This is a genomic window from Sulfurivermis sp., assembly GCF_059410345.1.
Window position 1 is genome coordinate 26,910 of the sequence record NZ_JBLJDO010000009.1, and the last position, 13,918, is coordinate 40,827.

Below are 13,918 nucleotides of genomic sequence, written 5' to 3' on the forward strand. Positions count from 1 at the left end.
CTACTGTTTTGCTGGGCTATTTCCCTGGTTGCGTAAGGTCATTTCTTCCAGGGAGTGAAGTGATGAGAGACTGGGGGGCCGAGTCGAGATCCTATATTCTGGAGCCGATTCAGTCTGAACAACGGAGGGACACACGATGGCCGTAGTCAAGGAGTTCACCTGGGTTGGTTTTCTGCTCCGCCTGCTTGGCGCCATGGTCATTACCTTCGCCACCTACAACCCCTCGGGCCATTCCTATCTGAACTGGGTCATCGAGGAACTGCCAGCCTTCAGCCTGCTCAAGGCCTTGGCCGGCATCGCCCTGCTCATCGGCTGGGTGGTTTATCTGGGCGCAACCGGGCGGTCGCTCGGTGCCTTCGGGGTGCTTCTGGCAACCGCCTTCTTCGGTACGCTCATTTGGCTGGTGGTGGACATCGGCATCGTTCCCGCCGACAGCGCCGACGCCATTACCTGGCTGATATTGCTGGTGATTGCCATCGTGCTGGCGACCGGAATGTCCTGGTCCCATATCCGGCGCCGTCTGTCCGGCCAGGCCGATGTGGATGACGTCGAGGACTGAGCGGGACTGAGTGCTGTGGTACTTGTCTTCGCGCCACGTAAGTGTGGTCAGCGGTGGCGTCGTCATAGCGGCTGATCGAGTTGGCACTGTTGCCGTACTGGATCAGATCAAGAAACACATCCTGAGTGCGAGCAGGGCCTCATTGCTCATCGTATGTACGCCTGTCGTAGTGATTCGTGCAGGGTAAATACCGCACTCTCAACCATTTGATTGACAGGGGCAGCGATGCTTTCATCTTTCTTTTGGTTGTTGCGCCATTCATTGGGTCTGCTGGTTGCAGTGATACCTGTCATGGGGGCACCGGGTGTGTCACGAACCTACAGAGCCAGTGGCGCCGGCATGATGCGACCTCGCGTGGCAGTGAACGGTTCTATCGGTCGACTGTGCTGTTTGGCGGTAATGTTGTGCGTATTGGCCGCGTGCAGCCGCGAACCGCAATTACCGTTTCTGCCCGACGACGCTGTGATCCTGGCCTTCGGCGACAGTCTGACTTACGGTACCGGTGCGGCGGCGGAGCAGAGTTATCCCGCGGTATTGCAGCAGCTGGCCGGCCGGCGGGTCATCAATGCCGGTGTGCCGGGGGAGATGACGGCCGGCGGGTTGGAACGGCTTGCCGATACCCTCGAAGAGCATCAGCCGCAACTACTGATTCTTGGGCTGGGCGGCAACGACATGTTGCGCAACAAGCCTATGGCGGAGGTGATGCAGAATCTGGAGCAGATGGTGCTGATCAGTCGTGCACAGGGCGTGCCTGTGTTACTGCTCGGCATACCGCGCCCTGCGATCCTCGGCCTGGAAAGTGCGCCGCTGTATCAGGAGTTGGCCGAACGGTTGGAGCTGCCGCTGGAGGCCAAGATAATTCCCGCCGTACTCGCTAACCGCGATCTCAAGGCCGATCCGATCCATCCTAATGCCGCCGGCTATCGTTTGATTGCCGAGGCCATCCACAAGAAACTGTTGGCGAGCGGTGCATTGTAGTCGCCCGCTGTCAGCGCAGCTGTTTATTCCGCACTCTGTGCCGGCCGTTCGGCCACTTCGGCCTCCAGGTCGAAGGTCTTCTTGTTGCGCATGCCCTTGACCTTGATGCGGTGGCCGGGCTTGGTTTGGGTGATGACGTTGAGGGCGGAGCGCACATCACGCACGGGGTTGCCGTTGATCTCCAGTATGACGTCGCCCGGTTGCAGGCCGGCGCGGTCGGCAGGGCCACGCTTGAGCACGCCGGCAATGATGATGCCGCGCTGCTCGCTGAGGCCGAAGGATTCGGCCAGGGCCGGGGTCAGATCCTGAATTTCCACGCCCAGCCAGCCGCGGCTGACGCGGCCCTGTTCGATGATCTGCTGCATGACGCCGCGCGCCAGGCTCACCGGGATGGCGAAGCCGATACCCTGCGAACCGCCGGTGCGGGAGAAGATGGCGGTGTTGATGCCGACCATCTCGCCGCCGGCGTTGATCAGCGCGCCGCCGGAGTTGCCGGGGTTGATGGCGGCGTCGGTCTGGATGAAATTCTCGAAGGTGCTGATGCCGAGCTGGCTGCGGCCGGTGGCGCTGACGATGCCCAGGGTCACGGTCTGGCCGACGCCGAACGGATTGCCGATGGCCAGCACTACGTCGCCCACGCGCAGTTGCTCGGAGTCGCCCAGGGTGATGGCGGGCAGATCGCCCAGTTCCACCTTGATGACGGCGAGGTCGGTTTCCGGATCGGTGCCGACCACCTTGCCGCGGGTGGTGCGGCCGTCGCGCAGGGCCACTTCGATCTCGTCGGCCTCGGCCACCACGTGGTTGTTGGTGAGGATGTAACCCTGCTGGCTGACGATGACGCCGGAGCCGAGGCTGGTTTCCTGACGGCTGCGCGGCACTTCGCCGAAGCGGTCGCCGAAGAAGTGGCGGAACAGCGGATCGTCGAACAGCGGGCTGCGCGTGGTGACGGTCTTGCGGGTGAAGATGTTCACCACCGCCGGGGCTGCAAACTCCACGGCGTCTGCGTAGGATACGGGGCCGGAGGCCGGCGCCGGGCGCGCGCCCGGGCTGCTCTCGATGAAGGCCACCACCTTCCGGCCGTTGTCGAGCAGGTCCGGTTTCCATACCAGGACCAGAAAGGCGATGGCCAGGCCGATGGTGACGGACTGGAACAGAAAGACGATGGGCCGGTAGAGCTTCATGCAGGGGTTCCCGCGCCAGGCGTTGGACTAGAGGCGGCGATTTTAGCGTAATTGCAGAGGCACGGCATGGTGCGACTGAACGAGCTTGTGACCTGGAGCAACAATCTGCTGCAGGTGGACGATTACCAGGACCACTGTCCCAATGGCCTGCAGGTGGAGGGGCGGGGGGAGGTGCGCCGCCTGGTCAGCGGTGTCACCGCCAGCCTGGCCCTGATCGAGGCGGCCACCGCCCGCGGTGCCGATGCCCTGCTGGTGCACCACGGCTGGTTCTGGAACGGCGAGGATGCCCGGGTGGTGGGCATGAAGCAGCGGCGGCTGAAGGCCTTGCTGGCCAATGACATCAGTCTGCTGGCCTACCACCTGCCGCTGGACGGTCACCCCGACCTGGGCAACAACGCCCGGCTCGGTCAGGTGCTGGGGCTGACCGCCGAGGGGCGGTTCGGCAAGGGGCCGGGGGGCGGCATCGCCCTCTATGGTGCCTTGCCGCAGCCCCTGTCCGGCACCGAACTGGCCGCCCATATCAGCCGCCGGCTGGGCAGGGTGCCGTTGCATGTGCGCGGTGGCGAGCGCCCACTGCGGCGGCTGGGCTGGTGCAGCGGCGCAGCTCAGGGCTGGATCGAGCAGGCGGCGGCCCTGGGGCTGGACGGCTTCATCAGCGGGGAGGTGTCGGAGCAGACGGTACACATCGCGCGTGAGCTGGGCGTCGATTACTTCGCCGCCGGTCACCATGCCACCGAGCGCTACGGGGTGCAGGCTTTAGGTGAGCATTTAGCTCGGAAATTTGCCATTGATCATGAATTTATCGACATCGACAATCCGGTTTGAAACCGCTCAATCCGGGCCGTTCTTTCCTTGACCCGGCGCGGGTCTTTGTACGAAACTACGCGGCTAATTCTCTATAGGTATCTTCCGACTTACTAATGGGGTAGGGAAGGAAGGTATTTCGAATCGCACCAAGACGGTTTTTTTAGCGTTTGCCCGGTACGGTCGCGGCCGTCAGCAGCATCAGGCCGTGTCCCGGGTTTTTGTTTTTTTGCCTGACTTCGGGAGAGAGTATTGATGAGCACTGAAGGCGTTGATAAGGGTCGGCGCCGGTTCCTGACGGCGGCCACCTCGGTGGTCGGCGGTGTGGGAGCCGTGTATGCCCTGACCCCCTTCGTCCTGTCCATGCAGCCCAGCGAGAAAGCCAAGGCTGCTGGCGCGCCGGTTGAGGCGGACGTAAGCAAACTGGAGCCCGGCCAGATGATGACCGTGGAATGGCGTGGCAAGCCGGTATGGATCGTGCGCCGCACCGAGCAGAATCTGAACGACCTGCCGTCGGTGGAAGGCCACCTGCTCGACCCCGCTTCCGATAACACCGCGCAGCAGCCGGGATATGCCAAGAACGTGCACCGCTCGATCAAGCCGGAATATGCCGTGCTGGTCGGTATCTGCACCCACCTGGGTTGCTCTCCCACCTACCGTCCCGACATCGGCGCTGCCGACCTGGGCGGTCCGGACTGGAAGGGCGGCTTCTTCTGCCCCTGCCATGGTTCCCGTTTCGACCTCGCCGGCCGTGTCTACTCCGGTGTACCGGCGCCGTCGAACCTGGTGGTGCCGCCGTACAAGTATCTGAGCGACACCCGTATCCTGGTTGGTGAAGATGGAGGCGCTGCGTAACCATGAGCACGATGAAAAAATTCATGGCGTGGGTGGATGAGCGCTTCCCCGCGACCGAGACCTGGGAAGCCCATCTTTCCAAGTACTATGCGCCGAAGAATTTCAACTTCTGGTACTTCTTCGGTTCCCTGGCCCTGCTGGTGCTGGTGATGCAGATCCTCACCGGTGTCTGGCTGGCGATGAGCTACAAGCCCGATGCCGGGCTGGCCTTCGGTTCCGTCGAATACATCATGCGCGACGTGGACTATGGCTGGCTGATCCGCTACATGCACTCCACCGGTGCGTCGGCCTTCTTCATCGTCATCTATCTGCACATGTTCCGCGGCCTGATCTACGGTTCCTATCGCAAGCCGCGCGAGCTGCTGTGGATCATCGGCGTGATCATCTATCTGGTGATGATGGCCACCGCCTTCTTTGGCTACCTGTTGCCGTGGGGTCAGATGTCGTTCTGGGGTGCCCAGGTCATCGTCAACCTGTTCGCTGCCGTGCCCTTCGTCGGTGAGGAGCTGTCGGTGTGGGTGCGTGGTGACTACGTCATCTCTGACGCGACTTTGAACCGCTTCTTTGCCTTCCACTTCCTGCTGCCGTTCATCCTGGCTGCCCTGGTGTTCCTGCACATCGTGGCCCTGCACGCCGTGGGTTCCAACAACCCGGACGGTATCGAGATCAAGAAGAACAAGGACGAGAATGGTATTCCGCGCGATGGCATCCCGTTCCACCCGTACTACACGGTGAAGGATATCGTCGGCGTGATCGGCTTCCTGTTCCTGTTCTCGGCGGTGCTGTTCTTCGCGCCGGAGATGGGCGGCTTCTTCATCGAGCACCCCAACTTTGAACCGGCCAATCCGCTGAAGACTCCTGAGCACATCGCTCCGGTGTGGTACTTCACCCCGTTCTACGCCATGCTGCGCGCCATTCCGCCCATGTTCGGTTCGCAGTTCCCCGGTGTGGTGGTGATGTTCGGTGCCATCGCGGTGCTGTTCGTGCTGCCCTGGCTGGATCGCAGCCCGGTGAAGTCCATTCGTTACAAGGGACCGCTGTTCAAGATTGCCATCACCATCTTCGTGATCTCCTTCGTGGTGCTGGGCTGGCTGGGCGTACAGGCTTCCACACCGACCAAGACGCTGCTGGCGCAGATCTTCACAGCACTGTACTTCGCGTTCTTCTTCCTGATGCCGTGGTACAGCAAGATCGACAAGACCAAGCCGGTTCCGGAGAGGGTGACAGAATGAAAAAGTTGGTAATTGCTTTTGTAATGGCAGCCCTGCCGGCCTTTGCCCTGGCTGCCGGTGCCGGTGTGCATCTGGACAAGGCTCCGGTCAACCTGCATGACCAGGCCTCGCTGCAGCGTGGCGCCCAGATGTTCGTCAACTACTGCCTGAGTTGCCACTCGGCCCAGTACATGCGTTTCAACCGCATGGGTGCCGATCTGGGGATCAGCGACGAGCAGCTGAAGGCCAACCTGATGTTTGGCACTGACAAGGTGGGCGACACCATGACCATCGCCATGGCGGCCAAGGACGCCAAGGGTTGGTTCGGCAATCCACCGCCCGACCTGTCGGTCATCGCCCGTGCCCGTGGTGCCGACTGGCTGTACACCTACATGCGCACCTTCTACATCGACGACAAGAAGCCGTTTGGTGTGAACAATGCTGTGTTCCCGGACGTCGGCATGCCGCACGTGCTGTGGGAACTGCAGGGCATGCAGAAGGCGGTGTTCACCACCACCACGGCGGCGGACGGCAGCAGCAAGACCAATATCACCGGTTATGAACTGGTCAAGGCTGGCTCCATGAGTCCGGTCGAGTACGATGCCGCGGTGGGCGACCTGGTCAACTTCCTGGTCTACATGGGCGAGCCCATTGCCGTGAAGCGTCAGGAGCTGGGCGTCAAGGTGCTGATCTTCCTGGCCTTCTTCTTCGTGCTGGCCTACCTGCTGAAGAAGGAATACTGGAAGGACATTCACTGATCCAGGCCTGACCGGCCGCGCAGGGGGGCTGTGCTAGAATAGCCAGGCCTCCGCTGGGACCAGCGACACCAACAGGGGGGCAATGCCCCTCTGTTTTTTTGCAAAGGGAGAGACGGACATGGCGGTGATTGCCAACAGACGTGCAGCCATGATGCTGTTCTCCGGCGCAAGCGACATGTACAGCCACCGTGTACGTATTGTGCTGGCCGAGAAGGGTATCGACTTCGATCTGGTCGATGTCAGGCCGGGCGATCGCATGGAAGACCTCATCGAGCTGAATCCCTACAACGAGGTGCCCACCCTGGTGGACCGCGACCTCGCCCTCTACGACTCTATCATCATCATGGAGTACCTGGACGAACGTTTTCCCCATCCGCCGCTGATGCCGGTGGACCCGGTGTCCCGTGCCACCTTTCGCTTGATGCTGCACCGAATCCAGCGTGACTTGTACGCCCACGCCGACGTGATATTGCACGGCACCGAAAAGCAGGCCACCAAGGCGCGCAAGGACCTGCGCGATAATCTGATCGCCTCGGTGCCGGCCTTCGCCGCCAAGCCGTACTTCCTGAGCGATGAGTTTTCCCTGGTCGACTGTGCCCTGCTGCCCTTGCTGTGGCGGTTGCCGCTGCTGGGGATCGAACTGCCGCGCCAGGCGACGGCGCTTACCGCCTACTCCGAGCGCCTGTTTCGCCGCGGTGCTTTCAGGGCCAGCCTGAGCGAAGCCGAAAAAGAGATGAGATAGGCTGGCAGGCCCCGGCTTGCCCATGTCTCCTGTTCAAATACCGTCGCCCGCAGCACCGGGCTCCTACCACTTGATGAGAGCGATGACTTCCAGCCGCCCCTATCTGATCCGCGCCCTGTACGAATGGATTGTCGACAATGAGATGACCCCGCACATCCTGGTCGATGCCGCTTACCCCGGAACCAGCGTGCCGCAACAGTTCGTCGAGAACGGCAAGATTGTGCTCAACATCGGCCCCTTTGCGGTGCAGGGGCTGGCCATCGAGAACGAGGCGGTAGGATTCAGCGCTCGTTTCGGTGGCGTGCCCAACCACATCGTCGTTCCCATTGGCGCGGTGCAGGCGATCTATGCCCGGGAGAATGGGCGCGGCATGGTGTTCGCAGAAGAGGAAGAAACCCCGCCGCCGAGTGAGCCCGAAGGCGGCAAGAAGCCGGCCCTGCGTGTGGTGAAGTAAGCCGCGTCTCTGCGGCTGACATTTTTTATACCGGCGGCAGTTTCTTGCCGGGGTTGAGGATGCCTTTGGGGTCGAACTGGGCCTTGATGGCGTACATCAGCGCCAGGGTGGCCGGATCGATCTCGCGGCTGACGAAATCACGCTTCTCCACGCCGATGCCGTGTTCGCCGGAGAGGGTGCCGTCGAGGCGCAATACCAGATCGAACACTTCCGACAGGCACAAGCGGGCACGCTCCATCTCTGCCGGGTCATCCGGGTTGGCCAGCAGGTTGACGTGGATGTTGCCGTTGCCGGCATGGCCGAAATTGACGATGGTGATGCTATAGCGCTCGGCCAGTTCACCCAGTCCTTCGATCAGTTCCGGCATGTGCGATACCGGCACCACCACATCCTCATTGATCTTCTTCGGCGCCACCGTGCGCAGTGCTGGTGACAGTGCCTTGCGTGTCTTCCACAGCGCCGCCACTTCCTCGGCGGTGCGCGCCTCGATGACCTCCAGACAGCCCGGGCCGTTGGCAGCATCGATCAAGGCCTGCGCCGCCTCGTCCAGACAGGCGCCCGGACCGTCCACCTCGATCATCAGCAGCGAGCCGGCATGGGCCGGCAGCACGTCGCCGGCATAGCCGCGAATCATCTCGATGGCCTTGGCGTCCATGAACTCCAGGGCGCAGGGTACCACCGGCTGGGCCATGATGCGCGAAATCGCCTCGGCGGCGCTGCGCATGTCGCGATAAATAGCCTGCAGGGTGCGTCGTGCCTGCGGCAGTGGTGTGAGCTTGAGGGTGGCCTCGGTGATCACCGCGAGGGTGCCCTCCGAACCGATGAGCAGACGGGTGAGGTCGTAACCGACCACGCCCTTGGTGGTATGCACACCGGTACGCAGTTCGACGCCGCCGCCGGTGACGGCGCGCAGGCCGAGCACGTTCTCGCGCGGCGTGCCGTATTTCACGGCGCGTGGCCCAGCGGCATTGCAGGCCAGGTTGCCGCCCACGCTGCACACGGCGGCACTGGTGGGATCGGGTGGCCAGAAGAAACCGTGCGCCGCCGCCGCGTCTTGCACCGCCTGGTTGGTGACCCCGGGTTCCACCACCATCAGGCGATTGGCCGGGTCGATGGACAGAATGCGGTTCATGCGCTCCAGTGACAGTACCACGCCGCCGCTGAGCGGCACGGCGGCGCCGGTGGTGGCGGTGCCGTAGCCGCGCGCCACCAGCGGAATGCCGTGCTCGTTGCACAGTTTCAGTACGGCATGTACCTGGGCGTGATCGAGCGGACGCACCACCACGTCGGGCAGGGCATGGCGGCGGCTGTTGTCGTAGCCGTAGGTCCAGCGCTCGTCCGGCGCGGTGACGAGGCCGTCGGTGCCGAGCAGGGTCTGGAGGGCGGCGAGGAATGCCGCGGGAAGGGGGGGGGCGTGGTTCAAGGAGGTGTCAATCGGTGTACTCGAACAACTTGACCACACGCTTCACGCTGGCGGTATGGCGCGCGATACCGGCGGCGCGGTCACCTTCGCGGCGTGACACCAGCCCCATCAGGTAGACGGTCTGCGCCTCGGTCACCACCTTGATCTGGTTGCCGGCCACATCACCGGCGCCAAATAGCTGCGACTTCACCTTGGTGGTGATCCAACTGTCGCGGGAGCGGCTGGCAAAGGAGGTGGCGGGGCCGATGACTATTTCATTGACGACGTGGCGCACCTTGACGGTTTCACGCGCCAGTTTCTCGATCTGCTCGCGCTGCGCTGCAGTGCTGGCCTCGCCGGAAAGTAGCACCACGCCGTTGAAACTGGTGACGTTGACATGGGTCTGCTCGCGCAGTTCGATGACATTGTCGATGGCCTTGCCGATCTTCAGCTCGATACTTTGATCGTCGATGATGGTGCCGGCGGTGCGCTGATCGTCGGCCACTGCGACGGCGCCCACCGCCGCGCCGCCGACGATGACCGGTGCGCAGCCCTGCAACAGGGCGACGAGGGCCGTGACTGTCAGCAGGTATTTCATCTTCAGCCCTCCTCTCCGAACAGGTGCAGATCGATGAGATCGCACAGGCAGTGGATCACCAGCAGGTGCGTTTCCTGGATGCGGGCGGTGACCTGGGCCGGCACGCGTATCTCCACGTCGCCTTCCTTCAGTGCCGCCGCCATGGTGCCGCCGTCGCGGCCGGTGAGCGCTACCACGGTCATCTGCCGATCGTGGGCGGCATGAATGGCGGCAAGCACGTTGGCCGAGTTGCCGGAGGTGGAGATGGCCAGCAGCATGTCGCCGGCGTGACCGAGGGCGCGCACCTGCTTGGAAAACACCTGGCTGTAGTCGTAATCGTTGGCGATGGAGGTGAGGGTGGACGAGTCGGTGGTCAGCGCCATGGCCGGTAGTCCGGGCCGCTCGCGCTCAAAGCGGTTGAGCAGCTCGGAGGAAAAATGCTGGGCGTCACCGGCCGAGCCGCCGTTGCCGCAGCTGAGGATTTTCCCCTCTTTCACCAGGCATTGCGCCATCATCTCTGCTGCCGTGGCGATGGACGGTGTCAGCAATTCCAGCGCCATCTCCTTGGTGCGGATACTTTCCTGAAAGTGGTTTCTGATGCGGTCGAGTTCGTTCATGAGCTAATCAATTCTCGATGGCGTTGGTGATCCATTCTACGCGGTTTTCGCCCCGTTCCGGTGTTATGGCAACCACGTCGAAGCGGCAGGGACGGCGCGCGGCGTCCGGGTTTTGCTGCAAGTAATGTTCGGCGGCGGCCAGCAGCCGCCCCTGCTTGTGGCGATCGACGCTGGCGATGCCGTCGGCAAAGGCAGAAGGGCTGCGGTAACGCACCTCGACAAATACCGTGGTATCGCCCTGACGCATGACCAGGTCCAGTTCACCTCGGCGGCAACGGTAATTGCGCTGTAGCAGGGTCAGGCCGCTACGTTGCAGGTAGGCACAGGCCAGGTTTTCGGCCGCCTGTCCCAGGGCCGCACGATCGGTCACGGCTGAGCGGGGTCGGCACCGCTTTCGGTGATACGCGGTATGCCGCCGTTGAAGCGGGCCCAGGTGAGCTGGCGGCTCAGTCGCCGCTGCGGATCCAGGCGCAGGGAACCGGTCTCGCCGTGGAAGCGTTCGAATGGATAGGCCTCCAGTACCTTGAGCGCCGGGATCAGGTTGTAGCTATCGCTGCCCAGGGCGACGAGCCGTTGCAGGGCGTTGTCGCTGATGCGCAATGCATCGGCATCCTTACGCAGCGACTGATTGGGCGTGGGCGCCTTCAGGGTCCACGGCATATCGCCGAACACCACACCGTCCATATCGCGATCCAGCTCGCGGGCGACGGCACCGGAATAGATGTGGGAGGTGGCCAGCACCGGCAGGTCGGCGGCATGGTGGAACTTGAGCTGCGGCCGGATCAGACGGGCCTGACGTGGAAAGGCGGCCAGGAACACGAAGTCGATATCCTCACGGCGCCGCGGTTCGAAGTGCAGTTTCTGTCCGGCCACGGCCTGCAGGCGGCGGTGGCGCGCATCACTCAGATCCAGGTTGAGCAGGGTGCGCAGCGGACGGGCGAAGTCGTTCTTGCTACCGTCGTAGCGCGCCAGGGTGGTGACGGCGCCACCCACGTCCTGCCAGCGGCGGCTGAAGGCCTGTTCGATGCGCTCGCCCCATTCGCCCTCGGGTACGAATACCGCGGCATGGCTGTAACCCTGTACCCAGGCATATTCCGCCACTTGCTGCGCCTCCTCCTCCGGCGACAGCGAGAATTGGTACAGGTTGTCGGGCAGGCGGAAACTGTCGATGCTGTTGAGCACCAGGGTCGGTATCGGGAATTCATCGCGTCTTAGTAAGGCTGTCACGCCGTCCTTGTCCAGGGGGCCGATGACGAAATCCGCGCCTTCGCGCAGCGCCTGCTCATAGCTGGGCAACACCCGTGCCGGGTTGGCAACGTCATAGACGCGTATGGCGATGCGCTGTTTTTCCGGTGTGTTGTAGTAGGCGGCCATCACGCCGTCACGCACGGCGGTGCCGGCACCGGCGAAACGACCGGACAGCGGCAGGAGCAGGGCGATCTGTTTCGGCTGCAACACCAGTTGGGCGCTGCGGCGCAGCATTTCATCGATGAACTGCTGGCGGGCCGGGTGCTGCGGATAGGCCTGCCGCCAGCCCTCGGCGAGCTGTTGCAGTTCGCGACGGCCGAGCTGGTATTGTTTGCCAATCTCCGCCAGCGCCATCCAGCCGCTGAATTCGTCCGGCGGCGGGGCAAAGCGCAGGGCGCGCAGGGTGTGGGCGGAAAGCTGGGTCAAGGCATTCCAGAGTTGCTGCTGGTTGTCGGTGATGGCCTGTTCGTCGTGCAGATAGCGGCCGCGCAGCACGCGTTCGCGCGCGGCCTCCAGATGGTTGCCCAACAGGGTGTAGGCCTGGGCACGCAACAGATGGTATTCGTCCAGCGTCGCTGCGGCAGTGCCGGCCGGCGGCAGTGCCGCCAGCGCCTCGAGCACCCGTTCGGCGTTGCGCAGGGCCAGCCAGGCGCGGGCCTTCAGCAGGCGCAGCCGTACCTGCTGCGCGGCGGCCAGTGGTGCGGGTTCGATGAGTTCCGCCAGTTGCAGCGCCTTGGCCGGCTGGTTGGCATGGATCAACGCGTCAGCCGCCTCCAGACGGAACTGTTGACGTTCAGCGGCGGAATACTTGGGTGATTCGGCCAGGCGCAGGTATTCCCTTGCCGCTGCCTCATAGTCGGCCTTGCGCAGTGCCGCCTGGGCGGCGCCCTCGCTTACCTCGACGCGGGGAGCGCTGGGCTGCACCGCGCAGCCGGCGGCGAGCAGGGCGAGGGCGAGCAGGGTGAGGGATGTTTTGAATAGTGTGCGCATGGAAGAAGACGGATAATACCAAAAGGCGGCAACGGTGTTTTGCCCGAGAGCGCACAGTATCAATAAGGGAGTCGGCGAGTGTCAACGAATGCGGGAACGCTTTATGTGGTGGCCACGCCCATCGGCAATCTGGGCGACATGACGCCGCGGGCGGTGGAGGTGTTGCAGCGCGTGGCGCGTATTGCCGCCGAGGATACCCGCCACAGTGCCGGCCTGCTGCGCCACTTCGGCATCCAGACGCCGATGTTCGCCTTGCATGAGCACAACGAGCGCGAGGCCAGTGCGGAGGTGGTGCGGCGGCTGCAGCAGGGTGAAGACGTTGCCCTCATCTCTGATGCCGGTACCCCGTTGATCAGCGATCCCGGCTTTCCGTTGACCCGGCTCGCCCACGAGGCGGGCATTCGGGTGGTGCCGGTGCCCGGCGCCAGTGCCCTCGTCACCGCCCTGTCCGCCGCCGGCCTGCCCACCGATCGCTTTGTCTTCGAGGGCTTTCTGCCGCCCAAGAGCACGGCGCGCCGTCATATGCTGGAAGGGCTGGCCACTGAACGCCGTACCCTGGCCTTTTACGAGGCGCCGCACCGCCTGCTGGAAACCCTGGAGGACATGGCGGCAGTGTTTGGCCCCGAACGGTTGGCGGTGCTGGCGCGGGAGCTGACCAAGACCTTCGAGACCCTGCGCCGCGCCCCACTGGGGGAGTTGGTGGAGTTTGTGCGCCATGACAGCGATCAGCAGCGTGGCGAGGCGGTGTTGCTGGTGCACGGCGCGCCGCTTCCGGCCGCCGATGCGCTGGAGGAGGAGCCGCGCCGCGTCGCCGAGCTGCTGGCCGCCGAGCTGCCGGTGAAGCAGGCGGCGGCCCTGGCGGCGAAGATCACCGGGGCCAAGAAGAACCAGATTTACGATTATCTGGTCAAGCGGCCCCAGTGAGTTGTCGGATTGAGGCCCGACCCACATAATACGCACGGGAGCCGGCCGGACGATCGCGGTACCGCAAGGTATGGAGGAAAGTCCGGGCTCCACAGGGCAGGGTGCCAGGTAACGCCTGGGCGGCGCGAGCCGACGGAAAGTGCCACAGAAAACATACCGCCTAAGCGCCTTCGGGCGCCGGTAAGGGTGAAAAGGTGCGGTAAGAGCGCACCGCGCGGCTGGTAACAGTCCGCGGCACGGTAAACCCCACTCGGAGCAAGACCAAATAGGGGAGCGGGCGGCCTTCGGGCCGCAATGTGCGGCCCGCACAGTTCCCGGGTAGGTTGCTTGAGGTGTGCGGTGACGCACATCCCAGATGAATGGTCGTCCACGACAGAACCCGGCTTACAGGCCGGCTCCCACCTTCTTCACTCTTCACAGTCCACTCCAGCTTCATCCTCCAACATATTGATTTCACTAGGCTCGAAAAGGCCCGGATTTCCTCATATTCCACCTCAACCCACCTGCGCTAAGTTACTGTCACATAAGAATTAATATCCCATTTCCACCTTGACACAGGAGCCCCGCGGTACCTATAGTGTGCGGAAGTGGATCGAAGTGGAAAAAAATGGGATATGG

General features: G+C 63.3%; 15 protein-coding genes and 1 other RNA gene. 10 read left to right on the plus strand and 6 right to left on the minus strand.

Annotated features, from left to right (window positions below; all coding sequences use genetic code 11):
* Window positions 1-136 precede the first annotated feature (136 nt).
* Together ACMV8A_RS08850 and ACMV8A_RS08855 are read left to right on the plus strand one after the other, a co-directional pair.
* On the plus strand, window positions 137-559 hold the full coding sequence (locus tag ACMV8A_RS08850; RefSeq protein ID WP_495325410.1) for a DUF6524 family protein: 423 nt from the start codon (window positions 137-139) through the stop codon (window positions 557-559).
* 399 nt (window positions 560-958) lie between these two features.
* Entirely contained in the window at window positions 959-1,537 is a 579-nt protein-coding gene (locus tag ACMV8A_RS08855; protein WP_495325411.1) for an arylesterase, read from the plus strand.
* Between the two features lie 23 nt (window positions 1,538-1,560).
* Here the strand turns inward: ACMV8A_RS08855 and ACMV8A_RS08860 are convergent, their stop codons facing one another.
* On the minus strand, window positions 1,561-2,718 hold the full coding sequence (locus ACMV8A_RS08860) for a Do family serine endopeptidase (RefSeq protein WP_495325412.1): 1,158 nt from the start codon (window positions 2,716-2,718) through the stop codon (window positions 1,561-1,563).
* Window positions 2,719-2,784: 66 nt separating this feature from the next.
* Here ACMV8A_RS08860 and ACMV8A_RS08865 point away from each other — a divergent pair, with 66 nt between their 5' ends.
* From ACMV8A_RS08865 to ACMV8A_RS08890, 6 genes are all read left to right on the plus strand, one after another.
* Window positions 2,785-3,543 (plus strand): Nif3-like dinuclear metal center hexameric protein, encoded by a 759-nt coding sequence (locus ACMV8A_RS08865; RefSeq protein ID WP_495325413.1) that lies wholly within the window; start codon window positions 2,785-2,787, stop codon window positions 3,541-3,543.
* A gap of 234 nt (window positions 3,544-3,777) precedes the next feature.
* Window positions 3,778-4,377 carry a ubiquinol-cytochrome c reductase iron-sulfur subunit gene (gene petA, locus ACMV8A_RS08870; protein WP_495325414.1) on the plus strand — a complete coding sequence of 200 codons (600 nt, stop codon included), beginning with the start codon at window positions 3,778-3,780 and terminating at the stop codon, window positions 4,375-4,377.
* A gap of 2 nt (window positions 4,378-4,379) precedes the next feature.
* Window positions 4,380-5,609 (plus strand): cytochrome b, encoded by a 1,230-nt coding sequence (locus ACMV8A_RS08875; protein ID WP_495325415.1) that lies wholly within the window; start codon window positions 4,380-4,382, stop codon window positions 5,607-5,609.
* Window positions 5,606-6,346: a cytochrome c1 gene (locus ACMV8A_RS08880; RefSeq protein WP_495325416.1), complete on the plus strand. Its 741-nt coding sequence runs from the start codon at window positions 5,606-5,608 to the stop codon at window positions 6,344-6,346. The genes ACMV8A_RS08875 and ACMV8A_RS08880 overlap by 4 nt, the downstream gene beginning before the upstream one ends.
* 118 nt (window positions 6,347-6,464) lie before the next feature.
* Entirely contained in the window at window positions 6,465-7,088 is a 624-nt protein-coding gene (locus ACMV8A_RS08885) for a glutathione S-transferase N-terminal domain-containing protein (protein ID WP_495325417.1), read from the plus strand.
* 82 nt (window positions 7,089-7,170) lie between these two features.
* Entirely contained in the window at window positions 7,171-7,542 is a 372-nt protein-coding gene (locus ACMV8A_RS08890) for a ClpXP protease specificity-enhancing factor (RefSeq protein ID WP_495325418.1), read from the plus strand.
* 25 nt (window positions 7,543-7,567) lie between these two features.
* On the opposite strand, the gene ACMV8A_RS08895 is transcribed toward ACMV8A_RS08890, so the two are convergent.
* Genes ACMV8A_RS08895 through ACMV8A_RS08915 form a run of 5 tightly spaced genes read right to left on the minus strand, consistent with a single transcriptional unit; the run spans window position 7,568 to window position 12,376 of the window.
* Window positions 7,568-8,965: an FAD-binding oxidoreductase gene (locus tag ACMV8A_RS08895; protein ID WP_495325419.1), complete on the minus strand. Its 1,398-nt coding sequence runs from the start codon at window positions 8,963-8,965 to the stop codon at window positions 7,568-7,570.
* Window positions 8,966-8,972: 7 nt separating this feature from the next.
* Entirely contained in the window at window positions 8,973-9,542 is a 570-nt protein-coding gene (locus tag ACMV8A_RS08900) for a BON domain-containing protein (RefSeq protein WP_495325420.1), read from the minus strand.
* 2 nt (window positions 9,543-9,544) lie between these two features.
* The gene (locus tag ACMV8A_RS08905) at window positions 9,545-10,138 is read right to left on the minus strand and encodes a phosphoheptose isomerase (RefSeq protein WP_495325421.1); all 594 of its coding nucleotides are present in this window, start codon (window positions 10,136-10,138) and stop codon (window positions 9,545-9,547) included.
* A 7-nt stretch (window positions 10,139-10,145) separates the two neighbouring features.
* Window positions 10,146-10,508, minus strand: a complete 363-nt coding sequence (locus ACMV8A_RS08910) for a YraN family protein (RefSeq protein ID WP_495325422.1) — start codon at window positions 10,506-10,508, stop codon at window positions 10,146-10,148.
* Window positions 10,505-12,376, minus strand: coding sequence for a penicillin-binding protein activator (locus tag ACMV8A_RS08915; protein WP_495325423.1), 1,872 nt, complete (start codon window positions 12,374-12,376; stop codon window positions 10,505-10,507). The genes ACMV8A_RS08910 and ACMV8A_RS08915 overlap by 4 nt, the downstream gene beginning before the upstream one ends.
* Before the next feature lie 78 nt (window positions 12,377-12,454).
* Between ACMV8A_RS08915 and rsmI the strand changes: the two genes are divergently transcribed.
* Window positions 12,455-13,300: a 16S rRNA (cytidine(1402)-2'-O)-methyltransferase gene (gene rsmI, locus ACMV8A_RS08920; protein WP_495325424.1), complete on the plus strand. Its 846-nt coding sequence runs from the start codon at window positions 12,455-12,457 to the stop codon at window positions 13,298-13,300.
* A 37-nt stretch (window positions 13,301-13,337) separates the two neighbouring features.
* Window positions 13,338-13,703, plus strand: an RNA gene (gene rnpB / locus ACMV8A_RS08925) — RNase P RNA component class A.
* Window positions 13,704-13,918: the final 215 nt, after the last annotated feature.

Excerpts from the sequence above, each read along its gene's own strand:
- ACMV8A_RS08880 (WP_495325416.1), top strand. The coding sequence starts at position 5,606 with ATGAAAAAGTTGGTAATTGCTTTTGTAATGGCAGCCCTGCCGGCCTTT.
- ACMV8A_RS08875 (WP_495325415.1), top strand. The coding sequence starts at position 4,380 with ATGAGCACGATGAAAAAATTCATGGCGTGGGTGGATGAGCGCTTCCCC.
- ACMV8A_RS08905 (WP_495325421.1), bottom strand. The coding sequence starts at position 10,138 with ATGAACGAACTCGACCGCATCAGAAACCACTTTCAGGAAAGTATCCGC.
- ACMV8A_RS08900 (WP_495325420.1), bottom strand. The coding sequence starts at position 9,542 with ATGAAATACCTGCTGACAGTCACGGCCCTCGTCGCCCTGTTGCAGGGC.
- ACMV8A_RS08860 (WP_495325412.1), bottom strand. The coding sequence starts at position 2,718 with ATGAAGCTCTACCGGCCCATCGTCTTTCTGTTCCAGTCCGTCACCATC.
- ACMV8A_RS08855 (WP_495325411.1), top strand. The coding sequence starts at position 959 with ATGTTGTGCGTATTGGCCGCGTGCAGCCGCGAACCGCAATTACCGTTT.
- petA (WP_495325414.1), top strand. The coding sequence starts at position 3,778 with ATGAGCACTGAAGGCGTTGATAAGGGTCGGCGCCGGTTCCTGACGGCG.
- ACMV8A_RS08915 (WP_495325423.1), bottom strand. The coding sequence starts at position 12,376 with ATGCGCACACTATTCAAAACATCCCTCACCCTGCTCGCCCTCGCCCTG.
- ACMV8A_RS08890 (WP_495325418.1), top strand. The coding sequence starts at position 7,171 with ATGACTTCCAGCCGCCCCTATCTGATCCGCGCCCTGTACGAATGGATT.
- ACMV8A_RS08885 (WP_495325417.1), top strand. The coding sequence starts at position 6,465 with ATGGCGGTGATTGCCAACAGACGTGCAGCCATGATGCTGTTCTCCGGC.
- ACMV8A_RS08850 (WP_495325410.1), top strand. The coding sequence starts at position 137 with ATGGCCGTAGTCAAGGAGTTCACCTGGGTTGGTTTTCTGCTCCGCCTG.
- ACMV8A_RS08865 (WP_495325413.1), top strand. The coding sequence starts at position 2,785 with ATGGTGCGACTGAACGAGCTTGTGACCTGGAGCAACAATCTGCTGCAG.